Source organism: Cohnella phaseoli (assembly GCF_003386235.1).
Classification (GTDB): Bacteria; Bacillota; Bacilli; order Paenibacillales; family Paenibacillaceae; genus Cohnella; species Cohnella phaseoli.
Genome location: NZ_QRDZ01000005.1, coordinates 22,551 through 48,367 on the forward strand (window position 1 = coordinate 22,551; position 25,817 = coordinate 48,367).

Here is a 25,817-nt window from a genome sequence, read left to right on the forward strand (position 1 = left end):
GACAGCTTATCTAAAAGCCATCTATCCAATCCAGACATCCACTCCCTCGCAAACTAATCCAATCCAGACATCCACTCCCTCGCAAACTAATCTAATCCAAACTTACTCTCCCTCGCAAACTAATCCAATCGAGAACAGAGGTCCCCTTCATCCGCACCGGCTATTTTCCGACGGAATAAGAGGGATATTTCCATGGGATGTCGAATTTTCCAGAAAACTTATTTTCCATCATGTTCCATTCTAAAAGGAGAGATCGTATGACGCCCGTATCCAAAGTTCGCGGAGCTGTTCGTTTGTTCGCGATTGCGTTCATTGCTTCAACCTTGCTGCTGTCCCGGCCGGAAACCGGACTAGGGGCTCCCGAGCCTGAGTTCGAACATACAGCGGGAATAGATTATATGGTGGGAATCGATTATGATAATCCCCCCGATCCCGCATCTGTTCGCATTTCTAAAGAAGCCGCTATTCGATTGTCCCAGGAAATACTGCCCGCCGTCGGAAAGAAGAATCCCGACGATATTGGATTGGTCAATGCCCGCCTAGAGGACTATGGTCAGAAGCTTCCGGTCTGGAGAGCCGCGTGGGACTTTATGGATAAGGGGACGATTGCGGGGGTAACGCTTGATGCGATGACAGGCGATCTGATCGCTTATACATCCCATTTCATAGGCAATCCGTTGAATGAGCCGAACTCCACGCTTCCTGCCGGTATCTCGAGAGACCGGGCCAAGAAGCAGGCCGAAGCTTTCATTCGCAAAGCCGTTCCGTCCATTAAGGGGTTTACTTTGCAAGAGAAGCCTTTTTCTCATACGGATGATGCTGTATTTCCCTTGTTCGGCCCGGCGCGTTACTCTTTTTATTTCGGGCTTAAGATTAACGGGTACAAGGTAGTAGGCTCTTCGCTCACGGTCGTTATGGATGCGGCCGGCAACGTTAAAGCTTTTCAATTTGCGGGAAATCCGGGACAGCCGGTCTCCGGCGCCGCATCGCTGACTGCCGCTGAGGCCAAGCGCGTTTGGGCGAACGGTTTTAAAATGAAGCCGCTCTACCGCGATTTGAATGAATCGTATGGTTCGAAAGTCCGTTGGGGTCTCACTTATGAAATGGATCGGACGTTCTGGGGCATGGACGCCGTCGAGGGGACGCCTGATTGGATAAGCGGAGGACGATATTCTCATCTATTTGAAACGGAGGTTGAGAGCGTCGAACCGTCGTCTTCCGTATTCACTCCGCATAAAGTTAATCAAGATGAAGCGATCCAAACGGCAGCGACGTTCGCGAATTTTCCCCCTGGCGTGGAATGGACGTCCGAATACGACAATTACGACGAGAAAGGCGAGCGGACGATCTGGGAGCTAAAAGGAATCGATCCCAACGATCGGGAGGGCGGCTTTTATACGCTTACGGTTGATGCCCAAACCGGGCAGGTGCTCGGATACGCCGATTACCGGAGCTTCGAACGGTTGGAAGAGGAGCAGCGTCAGACGCAGTTACCGACGATTAAAGTCGCGGAAGCCCGAAGCGCGGCCGAGAAGTGGCTGGCGGAGCATATTCCCGATTTTGCCGTAAGGTACAAGTCGGTTGCTCCGTCCGTGGTTCACAAAGGGAACCTCTCTGAGTTGGAGCTGCTGTACCGGATGTTCCAGGACGGCATTCCGGTTGCCGATCAGGCGATCGGGCTTACGCTGGACGGCAAAGGCAAGATGAAGAGATTGAGCTTGCCTTCTAACCCCCCATCTATCGAGATGTTAAAGGCGCTAAAACCAACCATTGACGAGCGCCAGGCGAAAAAGCTGATCGTGCAGCACACAAAGCTGATTGCTTTCTACCTGCCTAATCAAGGTTATCCGTTTACGACGCGTGAGGTTGCGGTCGGAGAGAAGCGGCTCGATCTGATGTTTTTGCAGGTTCCGGCGAATGCCGAGGAGGGCTATGCGCCGGATTCGGTGGATGCCGTTGCAGGCCAGGTCATGACCGCAACGGAGGATCAATGGACGGCAGGAGGACCGCTTCCCGCCGACGCACAAGCTCATCCGTCGAAGGTCGCCCTGCAGACGCTGTTCGATCACGGCGCGCTGAGCGCGGACGCCAAAGGCGACTTGAAACCCAACGCCGAAATCTCCCGGGGAGAGTTTATTCGGATAGTTCATCGAAGCATTGTCTTAAATGGCTATCCGTATTTGGGCGGAAAAAGCAGATTATTTTCCGACGTAAGCATGGAGCATCCGTATTATGACGACATCGGATATTTCGTAGATCGGAAATGGTTGACCTCAGATACAAAGACTGCGCTAAAAACCGAATCTCTCCTCACGCGCGAACAGATGGCCGTATGGTTGACGAAAATTACAGGCTACGAGAAAATGTCGCGCACGCTCAAAGACGACCCGGCGGTAAAGGGATTGCGAGACGCGGGAAAAATAAAAGACAAAGGAGCGGCGGCGATCGTGCTGAAGTTCAAACTGATGAAGCCCGTGAACGGCTCCTTTAATCCTGGCGGCCGAGTAACGAAGGCTCAGGCCGCGGAAGCGCTGCTTCGGCTGGCCGAAATACAGTCGCAGCTTGACAGGCCTTTATGGACATGGGGCTACGGCTCTGATGCAAGTTACTAATCCCCCGCCTACGCCATCCGGATAAAGCAGGAGATTTCCGAAATCATTTTTGCCGCGGCCTTGGTACAATTCGGAGTTTCCTGCTATAGTATACATGAGCACATCATCGGAGGGATTTCATGCTTAGAAGACGCTTCGGCAATTTGGACTCCGTCGGTGCGGGCAAAGCATCGCTGGCTCAATTCGACCGTTGGCGTGAGAACCGGATTCGCAAGCTGCGCGACAAGCGGGGCTACGAGAATTGCGTACCCGGCGTACAGCCGGATCTGAGGTTTCTACAGCATAATCGAAACGAGCCGTCCGTAACCTGGATCGGCCACTCGACTTTCCTTATTCAGATGGCGGGACTGAACATCGTCACCGATCCCGTATGGGCGCGCAGAATGGCATTTCAGAAAAGACTGGCTCCGCCCGGAGTCGAATTATCGGACATGCCGTCCGTGGACGTTGTGCTGATCTCTCATGCCCATTACGATCACCTTCACGTTTCCTCGCTCAGAAGACTGAGAGGGCCGAAAAAAATGATCGTGCCCGCCGGCCTGCGCAGGAAGCTTCTGTTGAAAGGATTTTTGCAGGCCCAGGAGCTGCACTGGTGGGAGGATACGGCTTTTCACGGCGTGAAATTCACGTTCGTTCCCGCCCAGCATTGGACCCGCCGCAATCCGTGGGATATGAACACGTCTCACTGGGGCGGGTGGGTGATCGAGATCGATCGCGGTCCGACGATTTACTTCGCCGGGGACAGCGGATACTTCCGCGGTTTCAGCGAGATCGGCCGCAGGTTCGATATCGACGTGGCCCTGCTTCCGATCGGGGCGTACGACCCCGAATGGTTCATGTCTTCGCAGCACGTGAGTCCGGAAGAAGCGCTGCAGGCCTTTATCGATTTGAAGGCCAAATACTTCGTACCGATGCATTACGGATCGTTTAAGCTGTCGGACGATACGCCCGAGGACGCCTTGCAAAGGCTGGAGACGGGGAGATCCGAGCTGGGCATTCCGAAGGAAAAGCTGCTCCTGCTGCATCACGGCGAGACGCTGCGTTTTACAAGTGTAAATTCAGATCAAGTAAAGGATGGATCAGACTCATGATTACCGTATCCAGCGTTAGCCTTCGTTTTGGCAAGCGCCCCCTGTTTGAAGATGTCAACATCAAGTTTACGCCCGGCAACTGCTACGGGTTGATCGGAGCGAACGGAGCGGGCAAGTCGACGTTCCTGAAAATTCTGTCCGGCGAAGTAGAGTCTTCGTCCGGCGAGGTTCACATCACCCCGGGCGAGCGCATGGCGGTGCTGAAGCAAAACCATTTCGAATACGACGAATTCAACGTGCTCGAGACGGTCATCATGGGCCATGAGCGCCTGTACAAGATCATGAAAGAGAAAGACGCCATCTATATGAAGGAAGATTTCTCGGACGAGGACGGTATGCGCGCAGGCGAGCTCGAGGCTGAGTTCGCGGAGATGAACGGCTGGGAAGCGGAGAGCGAAGCGGCCGGCATGCTGAACGGTCTCGGTATCACGACCGAACTGCACGACAAGAAGATGGGAGAGCTGAGCGGCAACGAGAAGGTGCGCGTCTTGCTTGCGCAGGCGCTGTTCGGAAACCCGAACATTCTGCTGCTTGACGAACCTACCAACCACTTGGACCTGGAATCGATCAACTGGCTGGAAGAGTTCCTGTCGCGATACGAAGGTACCGTTATCGTCGTATCTCACGACCGTCACTTCTTGAACCAAGTATGTACGCATATCGCCGATATCGACTTCGGCAAAATCCAGATGTACGTCGGCAACTACGACTTCTGGTACGAATCCAGCCAATTGGCGCTGAGACTCGTTCGCGACCAGAACAAGAAGAAGGAAGACAAGATCAAGGAGCTGCAGGAATTTATTCAGCGCTTCTCGGCGAACAAGTCCAAGGCGAAGCAAGCGACGAGCCGCCGCAAGCTGCTTGATAAAATCTCGCTAGACGATATTCGTCCGTCCAACCGCAAATATCCGTTCATCAACTTCAAGCCGGAGCGCGAGGTCGGCAAGCAGGTCGTGACGGTGGAAAACGTAACCGCGTCTCTCGACGGCGAGAAGGTGCTGAACAATCTCAACCTGGTCGTCAACAAAGGCGACAAAATCGCGCTGGTCGGCCCGTACGGTCACGCCAAAACGCTGCTGTTCCAAATTCTCGTCGGCGAGAAGGAGCCGGAAGAAGGTACGGTGACTTGGGGCGTAACGGCTACGAAGGCTTATTTCCCGAAAGAGAACTCCGACTATTTTGACGGGGTGGACATGAACCTCGTCGATTGGCTGCGTCAGTACACGAAGGATCCGGACGAATCGTTCATCCGCGGCTTCCTAGGCCGGATGCTGTTCTCGGGGGACGAGGCGCTGAAGAAGGCTACGGTTCTATCCGGGGGTGAAAAGGTGCGCTGCATGCTGTCTCGCATGATGCTGACGAACGGCAACGTGCTGCTGCTCGACGAGCCGACGAACCACTTGGACCTCGAATCGATTACGGCGCTCAACAACGGGCTGATCGACTTCGACGGACCGATCATTTTCACGTCGCATGACCATCAGTTCATGCAGACGATCGCCAACCGGATCATCGAGATTACGCCTAACGGGATCATCGATCGTATGATGACGTTCGACGAGTACTTGGAGCATCCGGAAGTACAGGAGCTGCGCGCCAAGCTGATTCCGGAAGAAGACAGAAAATAATTTGCAGACGCTTGCCGGGCAACCGGCAGGCGTTTTTCGAATAATCGGCTAGGCGAGGACCGAATCCGTTTCGATTATCGACATCAACTCCCGAAGCGGACCCGTACTCCATGCGTCTCGCGTTTCAATGCCGAAAATAAAGGCAACACTAGGGCGATGAACGCCCAGCGGAGCAAGGGGATCGGAGGGATCGGGATGGACGTGTACGGCGATATCCGCAAAGGGGAAAAGGGAGCCTGGGTCAGCATAGCGGCCTATCTCGTGCTCTCGTCGTTGAAGCTGGCGGCGGGATGGTTGTTTCATTCCGAGGCGCTAACCGCCGACGGTTTCAACAATGTCACCGATATCGTCGCTTCGGTCGCGGTGCTGATCGGACTGCGCATTTCAAGGAGACCCCCGGACGCCAACCACCCTTATGGCCATTTGAGGGCGGAGACGATCGCAGCCTTGATCGCTTCGTTCATTATGGCGACGGTTGGGTTGCAGGTCGGGCAGGCGGCGATTATTAACCTGTGGCGGGGCAAATTCGAAGCGCCGGATTTGAACGCCGGGTGGATCGCTTTGGCCGCAGCAGCCGCAATGCTGGCGGTGTACGGGTACAATGTCCGTCTGGCCCGGCGCATCCGCAGCCAGGCATTGATGGCGGCCGCCAAGGATAATCGCTCCGACGCCTTCGTCAGCATCGGCGCGGCTGTCGGCATTTTCGGAGCGGCGCTCGGAGTCGTCTGGCTGGATGCCGTTGCCGCGATTGTCGTAGCGGTGCTGATCGTGAAAACCGCTTGGGAAATTTTCTGGTCGGCAACGCACGATTTGACCGACGGCTTCGACGTCAACCAGCTCAGGACGCTTCGCGGAGTGGTGGAGAGAACAGAGGGAGTGCGCGGCATTAAGGACATTCGCGCCCGCATTCACGGCAGCACCGTTCTCGTCGACGTCATCGTAACGGTCGACCCGACGTTGTCGGTCGTCGACGGCCATCGGATCAGCGATACGGTGGAGCAGCGGCTGAGGCGCAAGAACGGCGTCGTGAATGTGCACGTACATATCGAACCGTATGGGAATGCGGAATGAGTTGGAATGGCGAGATCCGGGACGATTTCCTGAATGTTCCTGGGACTATAGAATGAGGGTGTGGGTTTTTATTCCTCCTAAAGATGCGTATTTGCTAAGAAAGCCGCATTGTGACGGCTTTTTTTGTTGTGCCTGGTCTAAAAAATTGGTAAGTTCGGGAAAATGGAACGGTCATAGCCCATGCCGCAAGCGATGATGCGTCCCTCAGTCCCATGCGCCGCTGAATCGGTTTGCCCATACTCTGTCCCGGTTGTTGGGCGTATAGGCCGATGGAAGGCATTGGACATCTCTCTATAATGAAGCAAGTAAGGGCTTAAACGCCCTTGACGCCGAATTTAGAGGAGGACTGCAAGTTGAGGTTTAGACGAACAATGATGAGTCTCTTGGCGGCGATGACAGTATGGGGGGCCTATCCGCATTCCGAGGCGGGCGCGGCAACGGCGGTAACGACGGGAACGATTCAGTACGGGGTAAACTTCCGAACGTCTCCGAGCGCTTCGTCGTCGATCATTCGCATGATCGGCAAGGGCGAGGAAGTGGTCGTGCTCGGTCGACATAACAGCGCGTGGTTTACGGTTCAAGACGTATTCGGCTCGGTCGGCTACATCTCTTCGGACAGCAAGTATTTGCAGATCAATCAACCCGTCCAGGGCCCTTCCGGAGGAAGCGGAGCGGTTGCAGGCTCGAACGCCAGCATCGCAGCGAGCGTCTCCTTCCGTACGGGTCCTTCGACCGATGCTGCTCGAATCCGCTATTTGTCCAAGGGCGAGCAAGTGACGGTGACGGGAAAACATAATGCTTACTGGTATGCGGTAACGGATTCAAAGGGACAAGCCGGTTATGTAAGCACGGATGCCAAATACATACAAGTGACGGGACAAATCGGGCAACCGGAACAGCCGGGGAAGCCTGCGACCGGTTCGATCGAATCCGTCATCGCCGCCGGGATGAAGTACTTAGGTACGCCGTACGAGTATGGCTCCAGCCGGGACGATACGAGAACGTTCGACTGTTCGGACCTTCTTCGCCAGATGTTCAAGGACGCTCTCGGCATCACTCTGCCGGCGGATTCGCGCGGACAAGGGGACTACGTGCGCGACAAGAGTTCGGTAACGACGGATTGGCGCCAGCTTAAGCGCGGAGATCTGATGTTCTTCATGGATTACAAAGGGACAAGCGCGTCTCTCTATACAGGGAAAAAGCCGTTTTCGAGTAAAATCAGCCATGCGGCGATCTATCTAGGAGACGGCAAAGTGCTGCATACGTATTCGAAGGAGTCCGGCGGCGTTCGCACGGACAGCATCGCCGGAAAGCATTGGGAGTATCGCTTTCTGTATGGGGGCAGCGCTCTGTAAGTCGCACGAGTATCAGACAGGTTTTATTTCTTAAAAAGGAAGGCATTGTCGGCGCTGGGTAGCTGACGAAGCCTTCCTTTTCTCTATGTTCAGGCGCTTGTTTAGGCTGTGAAAATGGAATAAAACCCAAATTAATTCAATTTGTCATATGACAAATTTAGTGACAACAGTCACTACTTACGGAGGAGGCAATCCTCTATAATTTCAGACGAACGGCCTATCAAGCTAAATAAACAGGGGGAAATAAGTATGAAGAAAGCTTCCATTTTAATCCTGACAGTCGCTTTGCTGCTAGCAGGATGTTCCGGCAACAAAGAGGAAAAGAACGCGGCAAGCCCAAGCGCCGCAACTAGCAGCGCGTCAGCAAGCCCGAGCGCACAACCAAGTCCAAGCCCAAGCGCGGAGGCAAGTTCTAGCGCGGAAGCAAGCAGCGCTCCCAGCGCCGGCGAAGTGAGCATCGTTTTCCCGGCTTCCTTGAACGAATCCGGGGACGTAGAAGGCATGACCGCGGAAGTAAAAGAAGCTGGCGCTACCAACATTACTGAGAATGGCGATGGCAGCGTAACGGCAACGATTTCCCAAGAAAATTTGGATAAACTGCTGCAAAAGTATCATGCGGAATTGTCGGCGGTCATCGAAGGCGCACAATCCGGCGACGGCTCGTCTTCGATCAAAAATCTGGAATATGACGAAGCCACATTCAATGAATACAACATCACGGTTGACAGGGCCGCCTACGAGTCCGAGGACAGCGCGGATGGATTGGTGATCTTCGGATTAGCCATGCAAAGCATGATGTACCAGGTCTATTCGGGAGTACCGGAAGCGGATATGAAAATCACGTTTAATCTGATTGACGAGAGCACCGGCGAAGTGTTCGAGACTTCGGTTCTTCCTGAAGCAGAAGCTGTGCAATAATAGTTACATAAGCCACAATCGTACAGCTTGCCGCAAAGGCCCGCGCTTCCTGACGGAAGATACGGGCCTTTCTCAACGTGAGCGGAGTTTACTTCAGGTCGGTTCGCGTACGCTCCATTAGAATCATTACGTAATTTCGCGTATCCGCCACGCTGGATAGGAAGGTATCCATCAGTGCAGGGTCCTTGAGCGTAATCCGATTGTTCTTTCCGAGCACTTCACTTTTAAGCGTCGTCAACTTGAAGGCTAGTTGCGAGAGATCGGTTAGATTAAAGCTGCCTGTTTGTTCCATTTCCCCGATTTCCTTTTCAATAGCAGAGACCTTGACGATGTATCCCTGTATTTCCAGATCATCCAGTTTGGAGCCCTTTAGCCATCGGAGCGCGAAAATGAGAAATGAACCGACGGTGACGAGCAAGCCTAGTCCGTTCGCCAACAAATCCACCATATCCTTCGACAAGAAAGAGTCGTTTCGTTTCAGAAAAGCGATGGTTCCTTTGGAAATCGGATAGGTGGCCGCCGTTGTAATGTTTTTTTCCTCCACCTTTTGATTAATGCGATTGATGACCGTAGGGCTGTACATGACCTCCAGCAGCTTGGAGACGGCTTCCGGGTCCGCTTTCGAATGGGCGACGATCTGAAGATTTACGCCTACCGCATCGATATCCTTGGCAGGCACCGGCGGGATCGTATTATAGGTATAAGCCAAAATTCGCCTACCCACCCATATCGCAGGGCAAGGGATGGGGGGAACGGCAGCTCAAGCACTTCATGGCCAAGTCGACTATTCCCCCATAGACGTCCGAAGCGCTGTCTCTAGAGATCAAGTTGATAGGCAAGTCTCTGCCTCCGAGCTCTTTCCAGTTATCAACGGCCCCTGTGAAAACACTCTTCAACTGGTCGATCGTCAGATCGTTGACCGGGTTGGACGGATGGACGACGAGATGGAGCGCATCTTTGGCGATCAAGTAGCTTTTCGTCTCTTTGTCGTCTTCGTTCTCATTTAGATCGCGAGAGGTAATCGCAAGGTCGATCGCTCCGTTGCGAAGCGCGAGGATGCTGGGCGTAGCGTCCCCGGGTTGGATCATAATCATTGTATTCTTATGCTGCGCTGTGAAGATTTCCTCGAACTTATTGGAGTAGTGCGAGAATTGCTTGGTCCCGGCGATCAATAAACTGTTATCCTCTTTCTTGGACTGCAGCATTCCGCACCCTGTCGCGAACAGAGAAACACTTGCGAGCAAGGCTGCGAGCAAAGCTTGTCTTCCTCTCATTCTTGCCATGTGATCCAATCATCCTTTGTGCCTAGTAGTTTGCCTCTATTATTGATGAACTTGCTCCTGCACGAACTTAATGAAGTTTTTAACCTCTCCGGAGGAGTTTTCTAGACTGTAGAGGGTCAGGGAGCGTTTGATTTGAAAATCAGCGTTTCGGATCGTCTCTACGTTGGCCTCAACCCCGTCGACGACCACCTTTTTCAAATTTGCATTGCCTTCAATGTTTGTGAAGCCGGAATAGGCGATCGTCGCTTCATTCGTTTCCGCCGATTTGATCGTGCTCGCCGTATCCAGGAAAGCGGCTTCTGGAGTAACCATTGCCGTTCCTTCCAGCACAACGCGGCTCCAGGTCTCGTAAGCGCCTGTGTTGCCAAGCTGCGAGACGACCAGAATGGGCAGATCCTTTCCCCCGACCTCGCTCCAATTTTTGATTTCCCCAACATAGATTTGTTTAAGCTGTTTGAGCGTCAATCCGACAACGGGATTGTTCGGATGAACGATGGGAACGACGGCATCATTCTGGATCACGTCTCCAACGACTTTAACCCCGTTCTTTTCCATCATTTTGAGATGAACCTCATCGGGCACGGAAGACGAGCCGCCTATATCGGAGGTGCCTTCAATAATGGATTTTACGCTGCGGAATGATCCGCTCTGCGATCCGGTCACGGAGATGACGATCTCAGGGTGCCTCTCCATATAGAGCTCTGCGGACGTCCTGAGAATATTCAGCATCGAGGATGCTGCTCGGACTTGAATATATTGCTTGACTTCCGTACTCTCCGAATTTACCGCAACAGGCAGCATTCCAGCCAATAAAACGAACAACGCAGCAACTCGCAAAACCTTCATCATCGACAACCTCGCCTTATTTTTTTCAATCGCAATCACAGGGTTCGATAGTTAAAGTACTATAGACGATGGCTGTTAAATAGTGAGCGCTGTCATCACATTTGTCATATGACAAATTAGATTTTTTTTCCAATTATTTAAAAGAACAAACCGCCTCCGAACGAATGGAAGGAAAGTCATCCATTTCGCCCGAAGACGGTTTGTTCCTTGAGATCCCTTGCCCGGGACGTCACTCCATCAAAGCGAGGACGGCCTCCGAGCATTTGGCGGGGTTGTATTCGGCATTGCGTAGAGCCAGCAGAGTGTCGCGATGCTGGTCCGCCGCGTACGGCTCCTGAATGAGACGGAACCACCGTTCGATCGTATCGTTGTTCGTCATCAGCTCGCCGAAGCCGTGGGTGACGAAATATTCGGCGTTCTCCTCCTCCTGTCCGGGGATCGGCTCGTAGAACAGCATCGGAATGCCCTTCGCCATTCCCTCGGTGCAGGTCATGCCGCCCGGCTTGGTCACGAGCAGGTCGGAGATGTCCATCAGCTTGCTGACCTCTTTCGTAAAGCCGAGCACATGTACGTTCGGATGCTGGAACCTGGAATCGGAGAGCAGCTTCTCGCGGGACTTCTCATTGTTGCCCATGCACAGAATGAGCTGTATCCGGTCGGCATAGGTCGTCATATATTCCACGAGCTCTTCTCCGTACAACAGCCCCCAGCCGCCGCCCATGACCAGCACGGTAGGCATGTCCCGTAGATGGAACTGCGACAAAATCTCGGCTCTGTCATGCGGATGCCAGAAATTCGGATGGACGGGAATGCCTGTCACCTCGATCGACTTGGCCGGGATACCGCGGGCGAGCAGCTTGTCCCGAACGGCGAGCGTGCTGACCAAATACGTGTTGACCTCGGGGTTCGTCCATGTCGCGTGGGCGTCGTAGTCCGTAATAAGCGTATACAAAGGAACATCCAGCCCCAGCCTTTTTAGCCGACTGACAACGGCATTGGGGATCGGATGAGTGCAGACGATCGAATCCGGCTTAAGCTGCCGAACGACGTCCGATACTTGGTTGTAGAAAATACGGTGCAGCGCGAATTGCGTGACCCGGTTCAACGATTTATGATAGCCGCTTCGGTACATTTTCCCGACGAGCTTGGGCTGTTTGCTTACGGTTTTGCGGTAGGCGGACAGGATGAGCGGACCAATGACGGGATTGAGAAAGGTGCCAAGCTCGATAACCCTGGTCTGGATCTTGGGCGAGAGCTGGCGCAGCCCCATGGCCAGCGCGTACGCGGCTTGCGTATGTCCGGTACCGAAACCTTCGGAAAGCAGCAGAACTCTCTTTTTACGCATCAGCTATAATCCTCCACTTTTCCTATTTACCATATTACGCTGAAGCGGGACGAGGAACAAGTGGTACAATACGAAGAAACTTGTCGAATAGAAGGTTAACAACTATAATTTGCTGCTCCGGAAAGTCGTTTTGTAGGTGGAATGGCGTGAATACGACCATTTTTTACGGAAAAAAAGCAGGGAATTTTCGTTTCCATCTTCAGGAACCGGCCTGAAAAGCCGTTAATAAAAAAAGAGTGTTTAAAAAAATGAATGAAGCTTATGGAGGATCCGCTTGCAAATGAAAATGTGGAGAGAATCAGCGAAACAACATCCGTCGCAGACGTCACGTCCTAACGCCATTTATAATCGTATTCTCGCCATCTTCCTGACCTTGGCGCTTGTCGGGAGCTCCATGGGAGCGGTAGCGTCCGCTGCCGATGAGGTCGTCACCGATGTCTACATTACCGCCTCGACGGGCTCCTCGGACTCCGGAACGATCTATGTCGAAGGAGATCCGATCATTCTGAACGCCTATGCCACGATAGTCGGAAATACGTCCGAAAAGCTGGTTACTGCCGATGCCGCGTGGTCGTCGACATCCACATCGGTTAAGGTCGATAAAGGCGTCGTTACGGCAACAGCCCCGGTCGCATCCGCAACGATCACGGTGAGATACAAAGACAAGACGGATTCGTACTTGGTGAAGGCGGAGTATGTTTACGATGAGTTGAAAATCACGCTGGACGGAGCCAACGTCCCTGCTGAGAGGGAAGCCACGCTCGGGGCCGATTTGAGCTTTAAGGTTGAGGGGATCAAAGGCTCTTCCACCGGGATAGACGAAACCGCCAAGGCGGCTTGGACAAGTTCGAACACTTCCGTGGCTACCGTCGACAAAGGCGTAGTGAAGCTGCTGTCCGAAGGTAAAACGAAAATTACCGTCAAATACAAAGGCAAATCGCAATCGGTCGAGCTGGACGTGAAGTCTCCGTACAAGGAGATTCATGTTAAAAGCACGGCAGGCGAGACGAGCCCGATCGAGTTGATTCTCGATACGAGAGACAATGTGGAACTGGTTGCGTCGGCCGAGCTGCAATCGGGCACGACGCCCGAATCGATTACGAATGTTGTAGAGTGGACGAGCAGCAACGCTGCCGTCGCCAAAGTCGACGATAAGGGGAAAGTAACCGCAATCGGCAAAGGAACGGCAATCATTACGGCCAAGCGATTTGGTCATTCCGACTCGATTACGATCATCGTCCGCACCGCATATGAGGCGCTGAAGGTGACTCCGGATAAAGCGATTTACATGACGCTGCAGCAGGTTTCCGGAATTGAGCTGACCGCGACTGCGGCGAGCGGAACGGTAGAAGCGGTGAACGTCACGAATCTAGCGGAATGGAAAATTTCCGACGAGGGCCAGGCGGTAGCGGTAATCAAACAGGAGAACAACCGGACGTTCGTCGTGCCGAAGGGCGCGGGAACGACGCAGATCAGCGTATCCTACAAGGGACTGACCAAGACGATTTCCGTCAACGTCTCTCCGACGATCGAGTCGATTGACATCTCTAAGGACGCCTTGGACGTGTTTGTAGACGATACGGGTTCGCTCCCGGCGGTAACGGGCACGATGCTGGCCGGCGATACAAAGGACGTTAGCAACTACGTAGAGTGGGTATCCAGCGATACCGAAGGCAAAGTGATTACGATTGAGGACGGCAAATGGAAAGCGGTTGGCCAAGGAACGGCCGTTCTGACCGCCAAAGTTAACGGCGTCGCGGGCCGGACGTTGGAGAAAACCGTATCCGTGACCGTTCATAACAAAATATTGGCCTTGCTCCCGGATCAGGACGCGATCAGCGTCGTGATCGGCAAGGAAGTCGACCTGCCGAAGATCAGTCTCATTTACGAGAACGGCGATGAAATGTCGAGCGAAGAAATTGCCGACAAGATCGTCTGGAAGTCTTCAACGCCGAACCTGCTCGTCAAGAAGGAATCGATGAAAGGCTTGCTCGCCGCCAATGCGACGCTGACCGGGACGTATTTGAACAAAACGGTCAAAATCAAAGTGACGGTTGAAGAGGAATTTACCTCGTTCGAGATTACGCCGAACAAGGTGAGCGTGACGCTGAACAAGTCGAAGTCGATCAAGGTCGTCGGCACGACGAAGAGCGGCAAGAAGGTGACGCTGAGCTCGAGAGTTTCCTGGAGCCCATCGAACAAGGAGCATGTCTCGATCAAAGGCTCGTCGATGAAAGGCTTGACCGAGGGCAGCGGCAAGTTGACCGCTACGGTTCAGGGCAAGACGCTGGAGGTCCCTTACGAGGTGACGGCCAAGCTGACGAAGCTGAGCGCTTCGGATACATCTTTCAAAGCTGCGACTGTAGGCAGCCAGTTGAACGTACAGCTTACGGCGCTGTACGAGACTGGCAAAACCGAGAACGTAACGTCGAAGGCGACATGGACGAGCTCCAAAGCTTCCGTAGCGACCGTCTCGGACGGCAAAATCTCGGTCAAGGGCAAAGGTACCGCCTCGATCAAAGGCTCCTTCGGGGGCAAGACAGTATCGATTAAAGTTACAGTAAAATAAACATGAAAAAGGTTGAACGAACTTATTTTCCGGTTCGCTCAACCTTTTTTTATTTTATGGACACGCTACAGCTAGAAGTCAGGAATTAATAAACACGGTCATGATCGGCTTGCGGAAAACGACCTGGTAGTCCAGGCTGTCGCTGACGATCGCAAGCGGGACATAGGTTTTGACCTCTTTGCCTTCCTTCTGAAAGTAGGCCGGCGTCTGCAATGGGCGGGCGACCCCGTCTACATATACGGTATTGGAGCCGATCGTGACGACGACTTCTTTGCCGTTCTTCGTGAAGGTGGCGGTTTTCTTCGCTTGTTCCCACTTCAGCTCGGCTCCGACCGCGTTCGCGACATCTCTTAGCGCAAGGAACGTTGTTCCTTTGACGAGGACAGGCTTGCTCGGCGGTTCCTTGCCATTGATGACGACGGACAGATCAACGCCCTCCGCACGCGGAGCGGGCTTACGGTAGCCGTCCTTCCAGATCGCAGCCGCGAATGCTTGGGCAATCGCTTCGTATCCGACTTGCTTGGGATGGATGTCGTAGTCGTCGAATAAATTGAAATACGTATAAGAGCTTTCGTTGCCTTTGAACTTCTCGTAAACGTGGGCAATGCTCAGCGGAATGCCGCGCTCGTTCATCTCTTTAGCGAATAAGTCCAAAGCCTGGGAGAGGTCTTGAGCCTTGCTCAGGAGCAGCTCGTATAGCGGGTGGCTCTTGAACAATGGGGAATATTGGTCGGCCAGGACAATGCGCGCTTGCGGCGCCAGAGCGTGCAGGCGAGTCATCATTTTATCCAAATCTTCTGTATAATGATTCATTCTAATCTGGAACCCGTCCTGTATAATTTGACGTACAGATTCCTCGGATTGGCCTGGGGGACCGCTGACTGCGGCTTTAATGAGCGAACTGAAATCGTTGCCGCCGATCGTCAGCACAACCAGATCGGCTTCGGCAAGATCGGCCGCCAACTGGTTCGTCTTCTTGGCGACATCGTTGGCGAGCGCGACAACTCTCGGGTCAAAGGACGAGAAGTCCTGCAGGTCGGACGCTTGCAGAGCTTTGCCATCGGCAGCACCCTGAAGCAGATTTGTTAGAGCTGGCACGGTCAGTCCTAAAATGGCGTAGTTGGTCAACGAAGCGCTTGAGCGAAACAAGCTTTGCTCCAGCAAGCGATCCGTATAGCCGTAAGGTGCAGCCGTTCCGTTCTTGATAGCTTCGATCGGCTCGTACCCGGCGCTGACGGAATCGCCCAGCGCGACGATTCGATAGCTTGTCGGCGAGGCTGCGGTCGCAGGCGCAAGGGCGGCCGTCAGCAAAGCGATCGCCGAGGCGATGGCCACGAATGTGCGGCGTAATGATAACGACATGTTCGGTTGTTCCTCCTTTGTAGTTCCTTCCTTAACTATATTAGGTGAAACGGGACGGGAATTGAAGGCATTTCGTCGATTTTCCCATACTGTCCACAGAAAGGTTGATAGATATGGCAGAGATGCGTAGAGGTCTTCCCGTCAAACAGGGAATGTACGATCCGCAGTACGAGAAGGACGCTTGCGGAATGGGGTTTGTCGCCCATATCAAAGGCAAGAAGTCGCATGAGATCGTAGAACAGGCGCTAACGCTGCTGTTTAACATGGAGCATCGCGGCGGTCAGGGCAGCGAGCCGAGCACTGGAGACGGGGCAGGCATCCTGCTGCAAATCCCGCACGAATTTTTTCGGGCGGAGACGGCGGAGCTCGGCTTTGACTTGCCGGAGGAAGGCGAGTATGCGGTAGCGATGACGTTCCTTCCGCAAGAGGAGGACGTTCGCCGCAAGCATGAGGATATTTTTCAAGGGATCGTGGAGGAAGAGGGACTGACGCTGCTCGGATGGCGGACGGTGCCGACGAACGACGAGCCGCTCGGGCAATCCTCTAAGAAGGTTAAGCCGTTCGTGCGTCAGGCTTTCCTGTCGCGTTCGGCCGAACTGACGGACGATCTGGCGTTCGAGCGCAAGCTGTACGTGATCCGCAAGCGCGCGGAGCTGGCGATTCGCTATGCGGATATCGAAGGGGCGGATATGTTTTACTTCCCCAGCTTCTCGAGCAAAAAAATCGTATATAAAGGAATGCTTACGACGGAGCAGGTCGGGCTGTTCTATCCGGAGCTGCACGATTCGCGGCTGCAAACGGCGATGGCGCTCGTTCACTCGCGGTTCAGCACAAACACGTTCCCGAGCTGGGAGCGCGCGCATCCTTTCCATTATTTGATCCACAACGGCGAGATTAACACGCTGCGCGGCAACATCAACTGGATGCACGCCCGCCAGACGCTGTTTCAATCGGAGCTGTTCGGGGACGATCTGGAGAAAATCAAGCCGATTATCGCGCCGGACGGCTCAGATACGGCGATGTTCGACAATACGTTCGAGTTCATGTATTTGGCGGGGCGCTCGATGGCTCATGCGGCAATGATGATGGTGCCCGAGCCGTGGCAGAACGACGAGTATATGGACGAAGAGAAGCGGGCCTTCTACGAATATCATGCCTGCTTGATGGAGCCTTGGGACGGTCCCGCCGCCGTCGGTTTTACGGACGGCGTGCAGATCGGCGCCGTTCTCGACCGCAACGGACTGCGCCCGGCGCGCTACTACGTTACGAAGGACGACTTGATCATCCTGGCTTCGGAGGCCGGCGTTATTAAGCTTCCTCAGGAAGATATCGTGCTGAAGGACCGGCTGCGTCCGGGACGGATTTTGCTCGTCGATACGAAGGAGGGGCGCATCATTTCCGATGAGGAAGTGAAGCGTTCGATCGTAACGCAGCATCCTTATCGGGAATGGCTGGATCGCCATCTGGTCGATCTTGAGGATTTGCCGGAGGCGCCGGAGCTGCCCGAGCCAAACCATGAGACGGTCCAACTGCGGCAGCAGGCGTTCGGTTATTCGTTCGAGGACGTGCGCAAGGTCATGGAGCCGATGGCATTGACCGGCGTTGAGCCGCTTGCATCGATGGGCTACGACTCTCCGTTGGCCGTGTTGTCGGAGAGACCGCAAAGACTGTTCAACTACTTTAAACAGCTGTTCGCTCAGGTGACGAACCCGCCGATTGATGCGATCCGCGAGGAAATCGTAACCTCCACCTATACGACGGTAGGACCGGAGCGGAATCTGCTGAGCCCGGAGCCGGAAAGCTGTCGACATATCCGGCTGTATACGCCGATACTTTCGAACGAGGAGTTCGCAAAGCTGCGCCACGTGCATCGCCCGGGCTTCAAGTCGATTACGCTGCCGATCTTCTTCCTGGCCCAGGACGGAGAACAAGGGCTGCGCGATGCGCTGAAGCTGCTGTGCGAAGCGGCCGATCGCGTCATCGCCAAGGGTCATAACATTCTGATTCTGTCCGATAAGGGCATCGACGCCGACAATGCGGCGATTCCGTCGCTGCTGGCCGTAGCTGCGCTGCACCATCATCTGATTCGCCAAGGCACGCGTACGAAGGTGAGCATACTGCTGGAATCCGGCGAGCCGCGCGAGGTTCATCATTTTGCCCTGCTGGTCGGCTACGGCGTCAGCGCGGTCAACCCGTACTTGGCGTTCGAGACGCTGGACGATTTGATTCGCCAAGGGATGATTCGCAATATCTCGCACGAGAAAGCGGTCAAAAACTTTATTAAAGCGGCGACCAAGGGCGTCGTGAAAGTACTGTCCAAAATGGGCATCTCGACCATCCAGTCTTACCGAGGCGCGCAAATCTTCGAAGCGGTCGGCTTGAATTCGGAAGTGGTCGAACAGTATTTTACGGGCACGGCTTCGCGCATCGAAGGCATTGGTCTGGATATCCTAACGAAGGAAGCTTTGGCGGCGCATCATCGCGCGTTCGCCGCTAGGGAAGGAGCCGAGCGCGAGCTCGATTCCGGCGGCGATTATCAATGGCGCAAAAGCGGCGAGGATCATCTGTTTAATCCGCAGACGATTCATACGCTGCAATTGGCGACCCGTACAGGCAACTATGAGACGTATAAGAAATATTCGGCCCTAGTTCAAGGAGAATACGAGCAGGCGAGAACGCTGCGCTCTCTGCTGCAATTCAAGTTCGACCGCCCTCCGGTTTCGATCGAAGAGGTCGAGCCTGTAGAAGCGATATTCAAGCGTTTTAAGTCCGGGGCGATGTCGTTCGGTTCGATCAGCAAGGAGGCGCACGAGGCGCTGGCCATTGCGATGAACCGGATTGGCGGCAAATCGAACTCCGGCGAGGGCGGCGAGGATCCGGCGCGCTACGTGCCGGACGCAAACGGCGATTCCCGCCGCAGCGCGATCAAACAGGTCGCTTCCGGCCGCTTTGGCGTAACGAGCTACTACTTGTCCAGCGCGGATGAGATTCAGATCAAGATGGCGCAAGGCGCCAAGCCGGGCGAAGGCGGGCAGCTAATGGGTCGCAAGGTGTATCCATGGGTCGCGGAGGTGCGCGGCACGACTCCTGGCGTAGGCCTGATCTCGCCGCCGCCTCACCACGACATCTACTCGATCGAGGACTTGGCCGAGCTGATTCACGACCTGAAGAATGCGAATCCCCGGGCGCGGATCAATGTCAAGCTCGTCTCCGAGGTCGGCGTCGGCACGATCGCGGCCGGCGTAGCCAAGGGACGCGCCGATGTTATTCTCGTCTCCGGCTACGACGGCGGAACGGGGGCTTCGCCGGTCGGATCGATCCGCCATGCGGGGCTGCCGTGGGAGCTTGGTCTTGCGGAGACGCATCAGACGCTTATTCTGAACAATCTGCGCGATCGCGTCGTCGTCGAAACCGACGGCAAAATGATGACCGGGCGCGACATTGCGATCGCTGCGCTGCTCGGAGCCGAGGAATATGGCTTCTCGACCGCTCCGCTCGTCGTGCTCGGCTGCGTCATGATGCGCGTCTGCCAGCTCGACACTTGCCCGGTCGGCGTCGCGACGCAAAATCCGGAGCTGCGCAAGAAGTTTATGGGCGACGCGGATTACGTCGTCAACTTCATGAAGTTTCTGGCTCAGGAGCTGCGCGAGATTATGGCCGAGCTTGGCTTCCGCACCGTAGAGGAGATGGTCGGCCGGGTCGACCGTCTGGACACGAAGCTTGCGGATAAGCATTTCAAGACGAAGAGCATCGATCTGACCGCGCTTCTGCACATGCCTGAGCTGCCGGAAGGCTCCTTCCGGTACAAGGTGAAAGCTCAGAATCATCTGTTGGAGGAGTCGCTCGACATTCGGACGCTGCTTGCTGCGGCCGAGCCGGCACTCGAAAACGGCGAACGAGTGGCAGGAACGTTCCCGATCCAAAATACGAACCGCGTCGTCGGCACGATCGTCGGATCGGAAGTGACGAACCGGTACGGCAAAAACGGTTTGCCCGAAGACACGATTCAATTCCGCTTCGTCGGAACGGCGGGACAAAGCTTCGGAGCGTTTATTCCGCAAGGCATAACGCTGGCGCTTGAAGGCGACTCCAACGACTATGTCGGCAAAGGGCTGTCCGGCGGAAAAATTATCGTGTATCCGTCCCCCAATGCGACGTTTAAGGCGGAGGATAATGTCATCATCGGTAACACCGCGTTATACGGAGCGACGAGCGGGGAAGCTTATATTCGCGGCACAGCCGGCGAACGGTTCGCCGTACGGAACAGCGGAGCAAATGTCGTCGTGGAAGGCGTCGGCGACCACGGCTGCGAATATATGACCGGCGGACGCGTCGTCGTCCTCGGCAGGACGGGGCGCAACTTCGCGGCGGGCATGTCGGGCGGAATCGCCTATGTGATCGATTGGGACGATCAATTCGCGAAGCGCTGCAACTTCGAAATGGTCGGCCTGGAGCCGCTTGAGGACAAGGACGAGATTGCGGAAGTGCGTTCGATGATCGCCAAGCACGTTCAGTATACGAACAGCGAGCTCGGCCGTCGGGTTCTGGAGGAATGGCCGGCATTCGTCGCCAGGTTCGTCAAGATCATTCCGAAGGACTACAAGCGGATGATGGAGCAAATCGCCAAAGTAAAAGCCCAAGGCTTAAGCGGGGAAGAGGCGATGCTCGCCGCCTTCGAAGCCAACATGCGCGACTTGTCTCGCGTCGGGGGCAACTAATAAACATGGAATAGAGAAGCATGGCCATCTTCGGATGTGCCTTGCTTCTTTTTTTTGACGCGACGTTGACTGCTCGGTTGGGGCTATTAGGGTTTTTAAGAGATTGTTAAGTGCGTTCTGTTACGCTGTTTGCAATCCTATTTAAATCCAAGGAGGAGAACTGTTCCCAAATGACAACAGGACAAAGCAGGCTGAACCAGATGATGAGATGGACAGTGGCGGCGTTTATTGCCGTATTGTTCACGCCATGGGCTGTTCCGCCGGCCGCGGAAGCCGCAATCGCTCCGTTACTGCTCAAATCGCCGCAGGAAATCGAGTTTAACACCTATAACGGCGTGACTCAAATGTATATCGCCGATACCGGCAACAACCGGGTTCTTCGTGCGGATCCCGATGGGCTGGTTAACTTGATTATCAATGTCAACAATCCGACGGCCATCGACGTTGACGAGAATGGTAATATCTATGTTGCCGAATCGGGACCAACGGCTGGGCTTTATGCGTACGACCGGGACGGGGAGACGCTTGAGCTATGGAACACCCAAAACGAACGGGTAAATTTTCCGATCAATCTAATGACATTTTTCCAGCCTGTTCCGGAATATCCCGACAATTTGAATATCAAAAGTCTGATCATTTCCCGAGATAACAACGATGATAGAAATCGGTTTGCTTATTTTCATTGCGAGGCCTATGTGAAGGAAACGACTTACTTCCCTCCTGCGACTACGTATAAGCTGAAGACGAAAAAGTGTAAACAGTACTTAAAATTTGGCGGCAGTGGATCTGCCGGTCCTTACCCAACGGGAGAGTTCGGTTTCGCGCGTCATTCTGACGGCAAGGTGTGGGAGTCGGCGGGGAGTATGGTAAGTCTGGAAGATGTCTTTAACATTAGCACTGGGGATATTACGCAGGCGCCGTACGGAGAAATCGCCGTAGACACGATTGACAAAATGTTCTACGTAGTCGTGGATAAAACGAAAATCGAGCGTGCTTCTTATGAAGGGGCGTCTTTTACCAATCGTCCGACGCTGCAGCCTTGGGTGAGTCTGACGGACAAATACGGAATCAGCGAGCCGCACTCCATCGCCGTCGGCCCGGATCGGGCGTTGTACGTGAGCGATGCGGCGAACGATCGCATTATCGTCGTCGGTCTGGATGCGGGTGCGACCTTTAACCGCGAGTTAAGCTTGACGCAAGAGATCATCGACGAGAATAACGAACCGCCGCTGACGGGATCGTTCGCCAAGCGCGTCAAGCAAAATCAGACGTTGACCTTCGCCCGAAATGACTTCCTGAGTCATTATTCCGACCCGGAAGGGGATGCGATGCAAGTGATTCGCATTGCTTCCCTGCCGTCCCACGGGTCTCTTAAACTTGGCGGTATTCCCGTAACGCAGGGACAAGTCATACAGGAAGGCAATCTGGATGGGCTGACGTACACGCCGCAATCGGGCTGGGGAGGAACGGCGACATTCGAGTGGCAGGCGAAGGATGGCAACAGGTATTCCCAAGCAACCGGCAAAGTAGAGATTGCGGTGAGAGTGTTGGGCGACGCCAACGGGGACGGAGCCGCGACCCCGGCCGATGCGCTGCTGATTACCAAGTATGTGAAGGGTACGATTACGCTGACCGCCGATCAGTTGGAGATGCTGGATATGAACGGCGACGGCGTAGTAGACGCGGCGGACGCGACCATCATTATGAACATTTATTCGGGCAAGGCCATTTAAGAGATTGTTAAGCGCCTCCTGTTACACTGTTCACGTCCCTATTCAAATTTAAGGAGAGAACAGTTCCCAGATGCCAACAACAGGAACGAGCAAGTTGAAAAAAATGAAGCAATGGACAGCGGCGTCGCTTATTGCCGCACTGCTCACGGCATGGGCCGTGCCGACCCCGGCGGCGGAGGCCGCGATCGGTCCGCTGCTGCTCAAGTCGCCCCAGGAGATCGAGTTTGCTACTTACAACGGCGTCACACAGATGTATATCGCCGACACTGGCAACAACCGGGTTCTTCGCGCCGATCCCGATGGACTGGTTAACTTGATTATCGACGTCAACAATCCGACAGCCATCGATATTGACGAGAACGGCTATATTTACGTGGCCGAATCGGGTTCGACAGCCGGACTTTACGCGTTCGACCGCAATGGGGAGCCGCTTGAGCTATGGAGCTACAAAAACGAGCGGGTACAATACCCGATCAATCTCATGGAAGCTCCGATTTTCAGGCCTGTGCCAGGGTATCCCGACAATCTGAATGTTAGAAGTCTGATCGTCACTAGAAGATACAACAATGAAAATAAGTTGTTTGTAACTGCCCATTTCCATTACGAGTCTTATGCGCAAACCAACTTTTATCCGCCGATCACTTATGGACTGGTAACTTTCAAGGGCAGCCAGAATTTGGATTTGGCCGGCAGAGGCAGCGGTAGTTCGGGTCAGGGAGAAATCGGCTTTACACGTCATCCCGACGGCAAGGTGTGGGAGTCTGGAGGATATTTTGTCAGCCTGGAAGACGTCTTTAATATGTCTCCTGTTGATATTATGCAGACGTCGTATGGAGAGATCGCCGTCGATACAGTCGATAAAATGTTCTATGTCGTCGTGAACAAAACAAGGATAGAGCGCACTTCCTATAACGGAGCGTCCTACTATAATCGTCCGACGTTACAGCCCTGGCTAAATCTTACGGACAAATACGCAATCAGCGAGCCGCACTCCATCGCCGTCGGTCCCGACCGGGCGCTGTATGTAACAGATGCGGCGAAGGATCGCATTATCGTCATCGGTCTGGACGCGGATGCGACCTTTAACCGGGAGTTAAGCTTGACGTATGAGATCAACGAACCGCCGCTGGCGGGATCGTTCGTGAAGCGCGGCAAGCAGAATCAGGACATGACCTTCGTCCCTAATGACTTCTTGACCCGTTATTCCGATCCGGAAGGTCATGCCTTGCAAGCGATTCGTGTTGCTTCCCTGCCGCCACAGGGGACGCTTAAACACGACGGTATTCCTGTAACTCAAGGACAAGTCATTCCTGCTAGCAGTCTGGGCGGACTGACGTATACTCCGCAAGCGGGTTGGGGAGGCACGACTTTCTTCGAATGGAAGGCGAAGGACAGCGGCGGCTATTCCCAAACGGCTGGCAAAGTGGAGATTGTCGTGAGAGTAATGGGGGACGCGAATGGGGACGGAGCCGTGACTCCGGCGGACGCGCTGATGATCACCAAGCATGTAAAGGGCACGATTACGCTGACCGCCGATCAGCTGGAGATGCTGGATATGAACGGCGACGGCGTAGTAGACGCGGCGGATGCGACCGTCATTATGAACATTTATTCGGGTAAGGCGGTTTAACGCGCTATCGCTTAGCATTTTTAAGAGATTGTTAAGTGCGTCCTGTTACACTGTTCCCAACCCTATTCAACTCAAGGAGGAAAAGTCCGCAGATGCCGACAACAGGAAGAAGCAGGCTGAACAAGATGATGCGATGGACAGTGGCGGTGCTAACTGCCGTATTGCTCACGGCATGGGCGGTGCCGCAGCCGGCGGCGGAAGCCGCAACCGGTCCAATGCGTCTGAAGTCGCCGCAGGAGATAGAGTTTAATACCTATAACGGCGTGACCCAGATGTATATCGCCGACACCGGCAATAACCGGGTTCTGCGCGCGAGCGTCGATGGACTCGTTAATCTGATCATTCCCGTTCCTAACCCGACAGCTATCGCCATCGACGAGAAGGGCCATCTTTACGTTGCCACATCGGGCAGCTCGGCCGGCTTGTACGCGTTTGACCAGGATGGGAATACGCTTGAACTGAAGGATTATAACAACGCGGCGATACAATATCCGATCAATCTGATGATCTCGCCATTTTTCACACCGTCTGCTGGGGTTCCCGATAATATGAACGTCAAAAGCCTTATTGTTGTACATAGGTTCAACGATTTTAGCCATAAAATCCAAACCACGGCCTACTTTCATTGTGAGGCTTATCGGGTGATCGGCTACGATCCCCCGATCTACGGGCAGGGAACCTCCAGCTGCGGCCTGGATATGAGCTTATCAGGCAGGAGCGGGGGAGGATCGGCAAAGCAAGGAGAGCTGGGATACGCCTACCACAATGACGGCAAGAAGTGGGAGTCCGGAGGAGACTACATCGACCTCGAAGGTGTCTTTAATATGTTTGCCGCGAATGGGGACAGGTTCGGAGAAATTGCTGTCGATCCGATTGAAAAAATGTTCTACGTGGTCGTGAACGAAACAACAATTAATCGAACCTCCTACGTCGGAGTGTCCTACAGTAACCGTCCGACGTTGCAGCCCTGGCTGAATCTTGCGGATAAGTATGGAATTATCGCTCCGCACTCTATCGCCGTTGGCCCGGACGGAGCGTTGTACGTGACGGACGCGACGAACGACCGCATTATCGTCATCGGCTTGGATGCGGATGCAACCTTTAACCGGGAACTAAGCTTAACTGGCGAGATCAACGACCCGCCGACGGCAGGATCGTTCACGAAACGCAGCAAACAAAATCAGACAATTGCTTTTGACAAAGCGGAATTCTTAAGCCGTTATTCCGATCAGAACAATGATGCGATGCAAGCGATACGCATTGCTTCTCTGCCGTCCCATGGGACGCTTAGTCTGAACGGTAACCCTGTAACAGAAGGGCAGATAATATCGGAAGGTAATCTGGACGGACTGACGTATACTCCGCAAGCCGGATGGGGAGGAACGACCTCGTTCGAATGGCTGGCAAAGGATAGCGAGGATTACTCCGAAACGGCTGGTAAAGTGGAGATTATTGTGAGAATCATGGGCGACGCCAATGGGGACGGAGCTGTAACTCCGGCGGATGCGCTGCTGGTCACCAAGTATGTGAAGGGCACGATTACGCTGACCGCCGATCAGTTGGAGATGCTGGATATGAACGGCGACGGCGCAGTAGACGCGGCGGATGCGACTATCATTATGAACATTTATTCGGGCAAGGCCATCTAGAAACCGA

General features: G+C 54.2%; 16 protein-coding genes. 11 read left to right on the top strand and 5 right to left on the bottom strand.

The features are described 5' to 3' along the window. Window positions 1-257: 257 nt before the first annotated feature. The 6 genes from DFP98_RS07835 to DFP98_RS07865 all read left to right on the top strand — a co-directional run bounded on the left by DFP98_RS07835 (window position 258) and on the right by DFP98_RS07865 (window position 8,675). Complete coding sequence (locus DFP98_RS07835; RefSeq protein ID WP_181917556.1) at window positions 258-2,612, top strand: PepSY domain-containing protein; 2,355 nt, start codon at window positions 258-260, stop codon at window positions 2,610-2,612. Window positions 2,613-2,731: 119 nt separating this feature from the next. Further along, entirely contained in the window at window positions 2,732-3,703 is a 972-nt protein-coding gene (locus DFP98_RS07840) for an MBL fold metallo-hydrolase (protein WP_116060029.1), read from the top strand. Continuing rightward, a complete protein-coding gene (locus tag DFP98_RS07845) occupies window positions 3,700-5,331 on the top strand; it encodes an ABC-F family ATP-binding cassette domain-containing protein (RefSeq protein WP_116060030.1) in 1,632 nt (543 codons plus the stop codon). Before DFP98_RS07840 ends, DFP98_RS07845 begins: the two co-directional genes overlap by 4 nt. 195 nt (window positions 5,332-5,526) lie before the next feature. Further along, window positions 5,527-6,402, top strand: coding sequence for a cation diffusion facilitator family transporter (locus tag DFP98_RS07850; RefSeq protein WP_116060031.1), 876 nt, complete (start codon window positions 5,527-5,529; stop codon window positions 6,400-6,402). Between the two features lie 353 nt (window positions 6,403-6,755). Next, entirely contained in the window at window positions 6,756-7,757 is a 1,002-nt protein-coding gene (locus tag DFP98_RS07855; RefSeq protein ID WP_246016449.1) for a C40 family peptidase, read from the top strand. Window positions 7,758-8,006: 249 nt separating this feature from the next. Continuing rightward, complete coding sequence (locus tag DFP98_RS07865) at window positions 8,007-8,675, top strand: hypothetical protein (RefSeq protein WP_147310146.1); 669 nt, start codon at window positions 8,007-8,009, stop codon at window positions 8,673-8,675. A gap of 88 nt (window positions 8,676-8,763) precedes the next feature. Here the strand turns inward: DFP98_RS07865 and DFP98_RS07870 are convergent, their stop codons facing one another. The 4 genes from DFP98_RS07870 to DFP98_RS07885 form a co-directional block, all read right to left on the bottom strand. After that, on the bottom strand, window positions 8,764-9,384 hold the full coding sequence (locus DFP98_RS07870) for a hypothetical protein (RefSeq protein ID WP_116060035.1): 621 nt from the start codon (window positions 9,382-9,384) through the stop codon (window positions 8,764-8,766). Window positions 9,385-9,391: 7 nt separating this feature from the next. Continuing rightward, window positions 9,392-9,958, bottom strand: coding sequence for a substrate-binding domain-containing protein (locus tag DFP98_RS07875; protein WP_116060036.1), 567 nt, complete (start codon window positions 9,956-9,958; stop codon window positions 9,392-9,394). Window positions 9,959-9,997: 39 nt separating this feature from the next. Next, entirely contained in the window at window positions 9,998-10,807 is an 810-nt protein-coding gene (locus tag DFP98_RS07880) for a PstS family phosphate ABC transporter substrate-binding protein (RefSeq protein WP_116060037.1), read from the bottom strand. 226 nt (window positions 10,808-11,033) lie between these two features. Continuing rightward, the gene (locus DFP98_RS07885; RefSeq protein ID WP_116060038.1) at window positions 11,034-12,149 is read right to left on the bottom strand and encodes an MGDG synthase family glycosyltransferase; all 1,116 of its coding nucleotides are present in this window, start codon (window positions 12,147-12,149) and stop codon (window positions 11,034-11,036) included. A gap of 280 nt (window positions 12,150-12,429) precedes the next feature. Between DFP98_RS07885 and DFP98_RS07890 the strand changes: the two genes are divergently transcribed. Further along, window positions 12,430-14,718 carry an Ig-like domain-containing protein gene (locus tag DFP98_RS07890; RefSeq protein ID WP_116060039.1) on the top strand — a complete coding sequence of 763 codons (2,289 nt, stop codon included), beginning with the start codon at window positions 12,430-12,432 and terminating at the stop codon, window positions 14,716-14,718. 78 nt (window positions 14,719-14,796) lie between these two features. Here the strand turns inward: DFP98_RS07890 and DFP98_RS07895 are convergent, their stop codons facing one another. Next, window positions 14,797-16,080 carry a stalk domain-containing protein gene (locus DFP98_RS07895; RefSeq protein WP_116060040.1) on the bottom strand — a complete coding sequence of 428 codons (1,284 nt, stop codon included), beginning with the start codon at window positions 16,078-16,080 and terminating at the stop codon, window positions 14,797-14,799. Between the two features lie 113 nt (window positions 16,081-16,193). Here DFP98_RS07895 and gltB point away from each other — a divergent pair, with 113 nt between their 5' ends. From gltB to DFP98_RS07915, 4 genes are all read left to right on the top strand, one after another. Then, window positions 16,194-20,798 (top strand): glutamate synthase large subunit, encoded by a 4,605-nt coding sequence (gltB, locus tag DFP98_RS07900; protein ID WP_116060041.1) that lies wholly within the window; start codon window positions 16,194-16,196, stop codon window positions 20,796-20,798. Window positions 20,799-20,968: 170 nt separating this feature from the next. Next, on the top strand, window positions 20,969-22,531 hold the full coding sequence (locus tag DFP98_RS39690) for a dockerin type I domain-containing protein (protein ID WP_116060042.1): 1,563 nt from the start codon (window positions 20,969-20,971) through the stop codon (window positions 22,529-22,531). Between the two features lie 70 nt (window positions 22,532-22,601). Next, on the top strand, window positions 22,602-24,161 hold the full coding sequence (locus tag DFP98_RS07910; RefSeq protein WP_116060043.1) for a dockerin type I domain-containing protein: 1,560 nt from the start codon (window positions 22,602-22,604) through the stop codon (window positions 24,159-24,161). Window positions 24,162-24,253: 92 nt separating this feature from the next. After that, on the top strand, window positions 24,254-25,810 hold the full coding sequence (locus tag DFP98_RS07915) for a dockerin type I domain-containing protein (protein ID WP_116060044.1): 1,557 nt from the start codon (window positions 24,254-24,256) through the stop codon (window positions 25,808-25,810). Window positions 25,811-25,817: the final 7 nt, after the last annotated feature.

Excerpts from the sequence above, each read along its gene's own strand:
- DFP98_RS07835 (WP_181917556.1), top strand. The coding sequence starts at position 258 with ATGACGCCCGTATCCAAAGTTCGCGGAGCTGTTCGTTTGTTCGCGATT.
- DFP98_RS07840 (WP_116060029.1), top strand. The coding sequence starts at position 2,732 with ATGCTTAGAAGACGCTTCGGCAATTTGGACTCCGTCGGTGCGGGCAAA.
- DFP98_RS07845 (WP_116060030.1), top strand. The coding sequence starts at position 3,700 with ATGATTACCGTATCCAGCGTTAGCCTTCGTTTTGGCAAGCGCCCCCTG.
- DFP98_RS07850 (WP_116060031.1), top strand. The coding sequence starts at position 5,527 with ATGGACGTGTACGGCGATATCCGCAAAGGGGAAAAGGGAGCCTGGGTC.
- DFP98_RS07865 (WP_147310146.1), top strand. The coding sequence starts at position 8,007 with ATGAAGAAAGCTTCCATTTTAATCCTGACAGTCGCTTTGCTGCTAGCA.
- DFP98_RS07875 (WP_116060036.1), bottom strand. The coding sequence starts at position 9,958 with ATGGCAAGAATGAGAGGAAGACAAGCTTTGCTCGCAGCCTTGCTCGCA.
- DFP98_RS07880 (WP_116060037.1), bottom strand. The coding sequence starts at position 10,807 with ATGATGAAGGTTTTGCGAGTTGCTGCGTTGTTCGTTTTATTGGCTGGA.
- DFP98_RS07885 (WP_116060038.1), bottom strand. The coding sequence starts at position 12,149 with ATGCGTAAAAAGAGAGTTCTGCTGCTTTCCGAAGGTTTCGGTACCGGA.
- DFP98_RS07890 (WP_116060039.1), top strand. The coding sequence starts at position 12,430 with ATGAAAATGTGGAGAGAATCAGCGAAACAACATCCGTCGCAGACGTCA.
- DFP98_RS07895 (WP_116060040.1), bottom strand. The coding sequence starts at position 16,080 with ATGTCGTTATCATTACGCCGCACATTCGTGGCCATCGCCTCGGCGATC.
- gltB (WP_116060041.1), top strand. The coding sequence starts at position 16,194 with ATGGCAGAGATGCGTAGAGGTCTTCCCGTCAAACAGGGAATGTACGAT.
- DFP98_RS39690 (WP_116060042.1), top strand. The coding sequence starts at position 20,969 with ATGACAACAGGACAAAGCAGGCTGAACCAGATGATGAGATGGACAGTG.
- DFP98_RS07910 (WP_116060043.1), top strand. The coding sequence starts at position 22,602 with ATGCCAACAACAGGAACGAGCAAGTTGAAAAAAATGAAGCAATGGACA.
- DFP98_RS07915 (WP_116060044.1), top strand. The coding sequence starts at position 24,254 with ATGCCGACAACAGGAAGAAGCAGGCTGAACAAGATGATGCGATGGACA.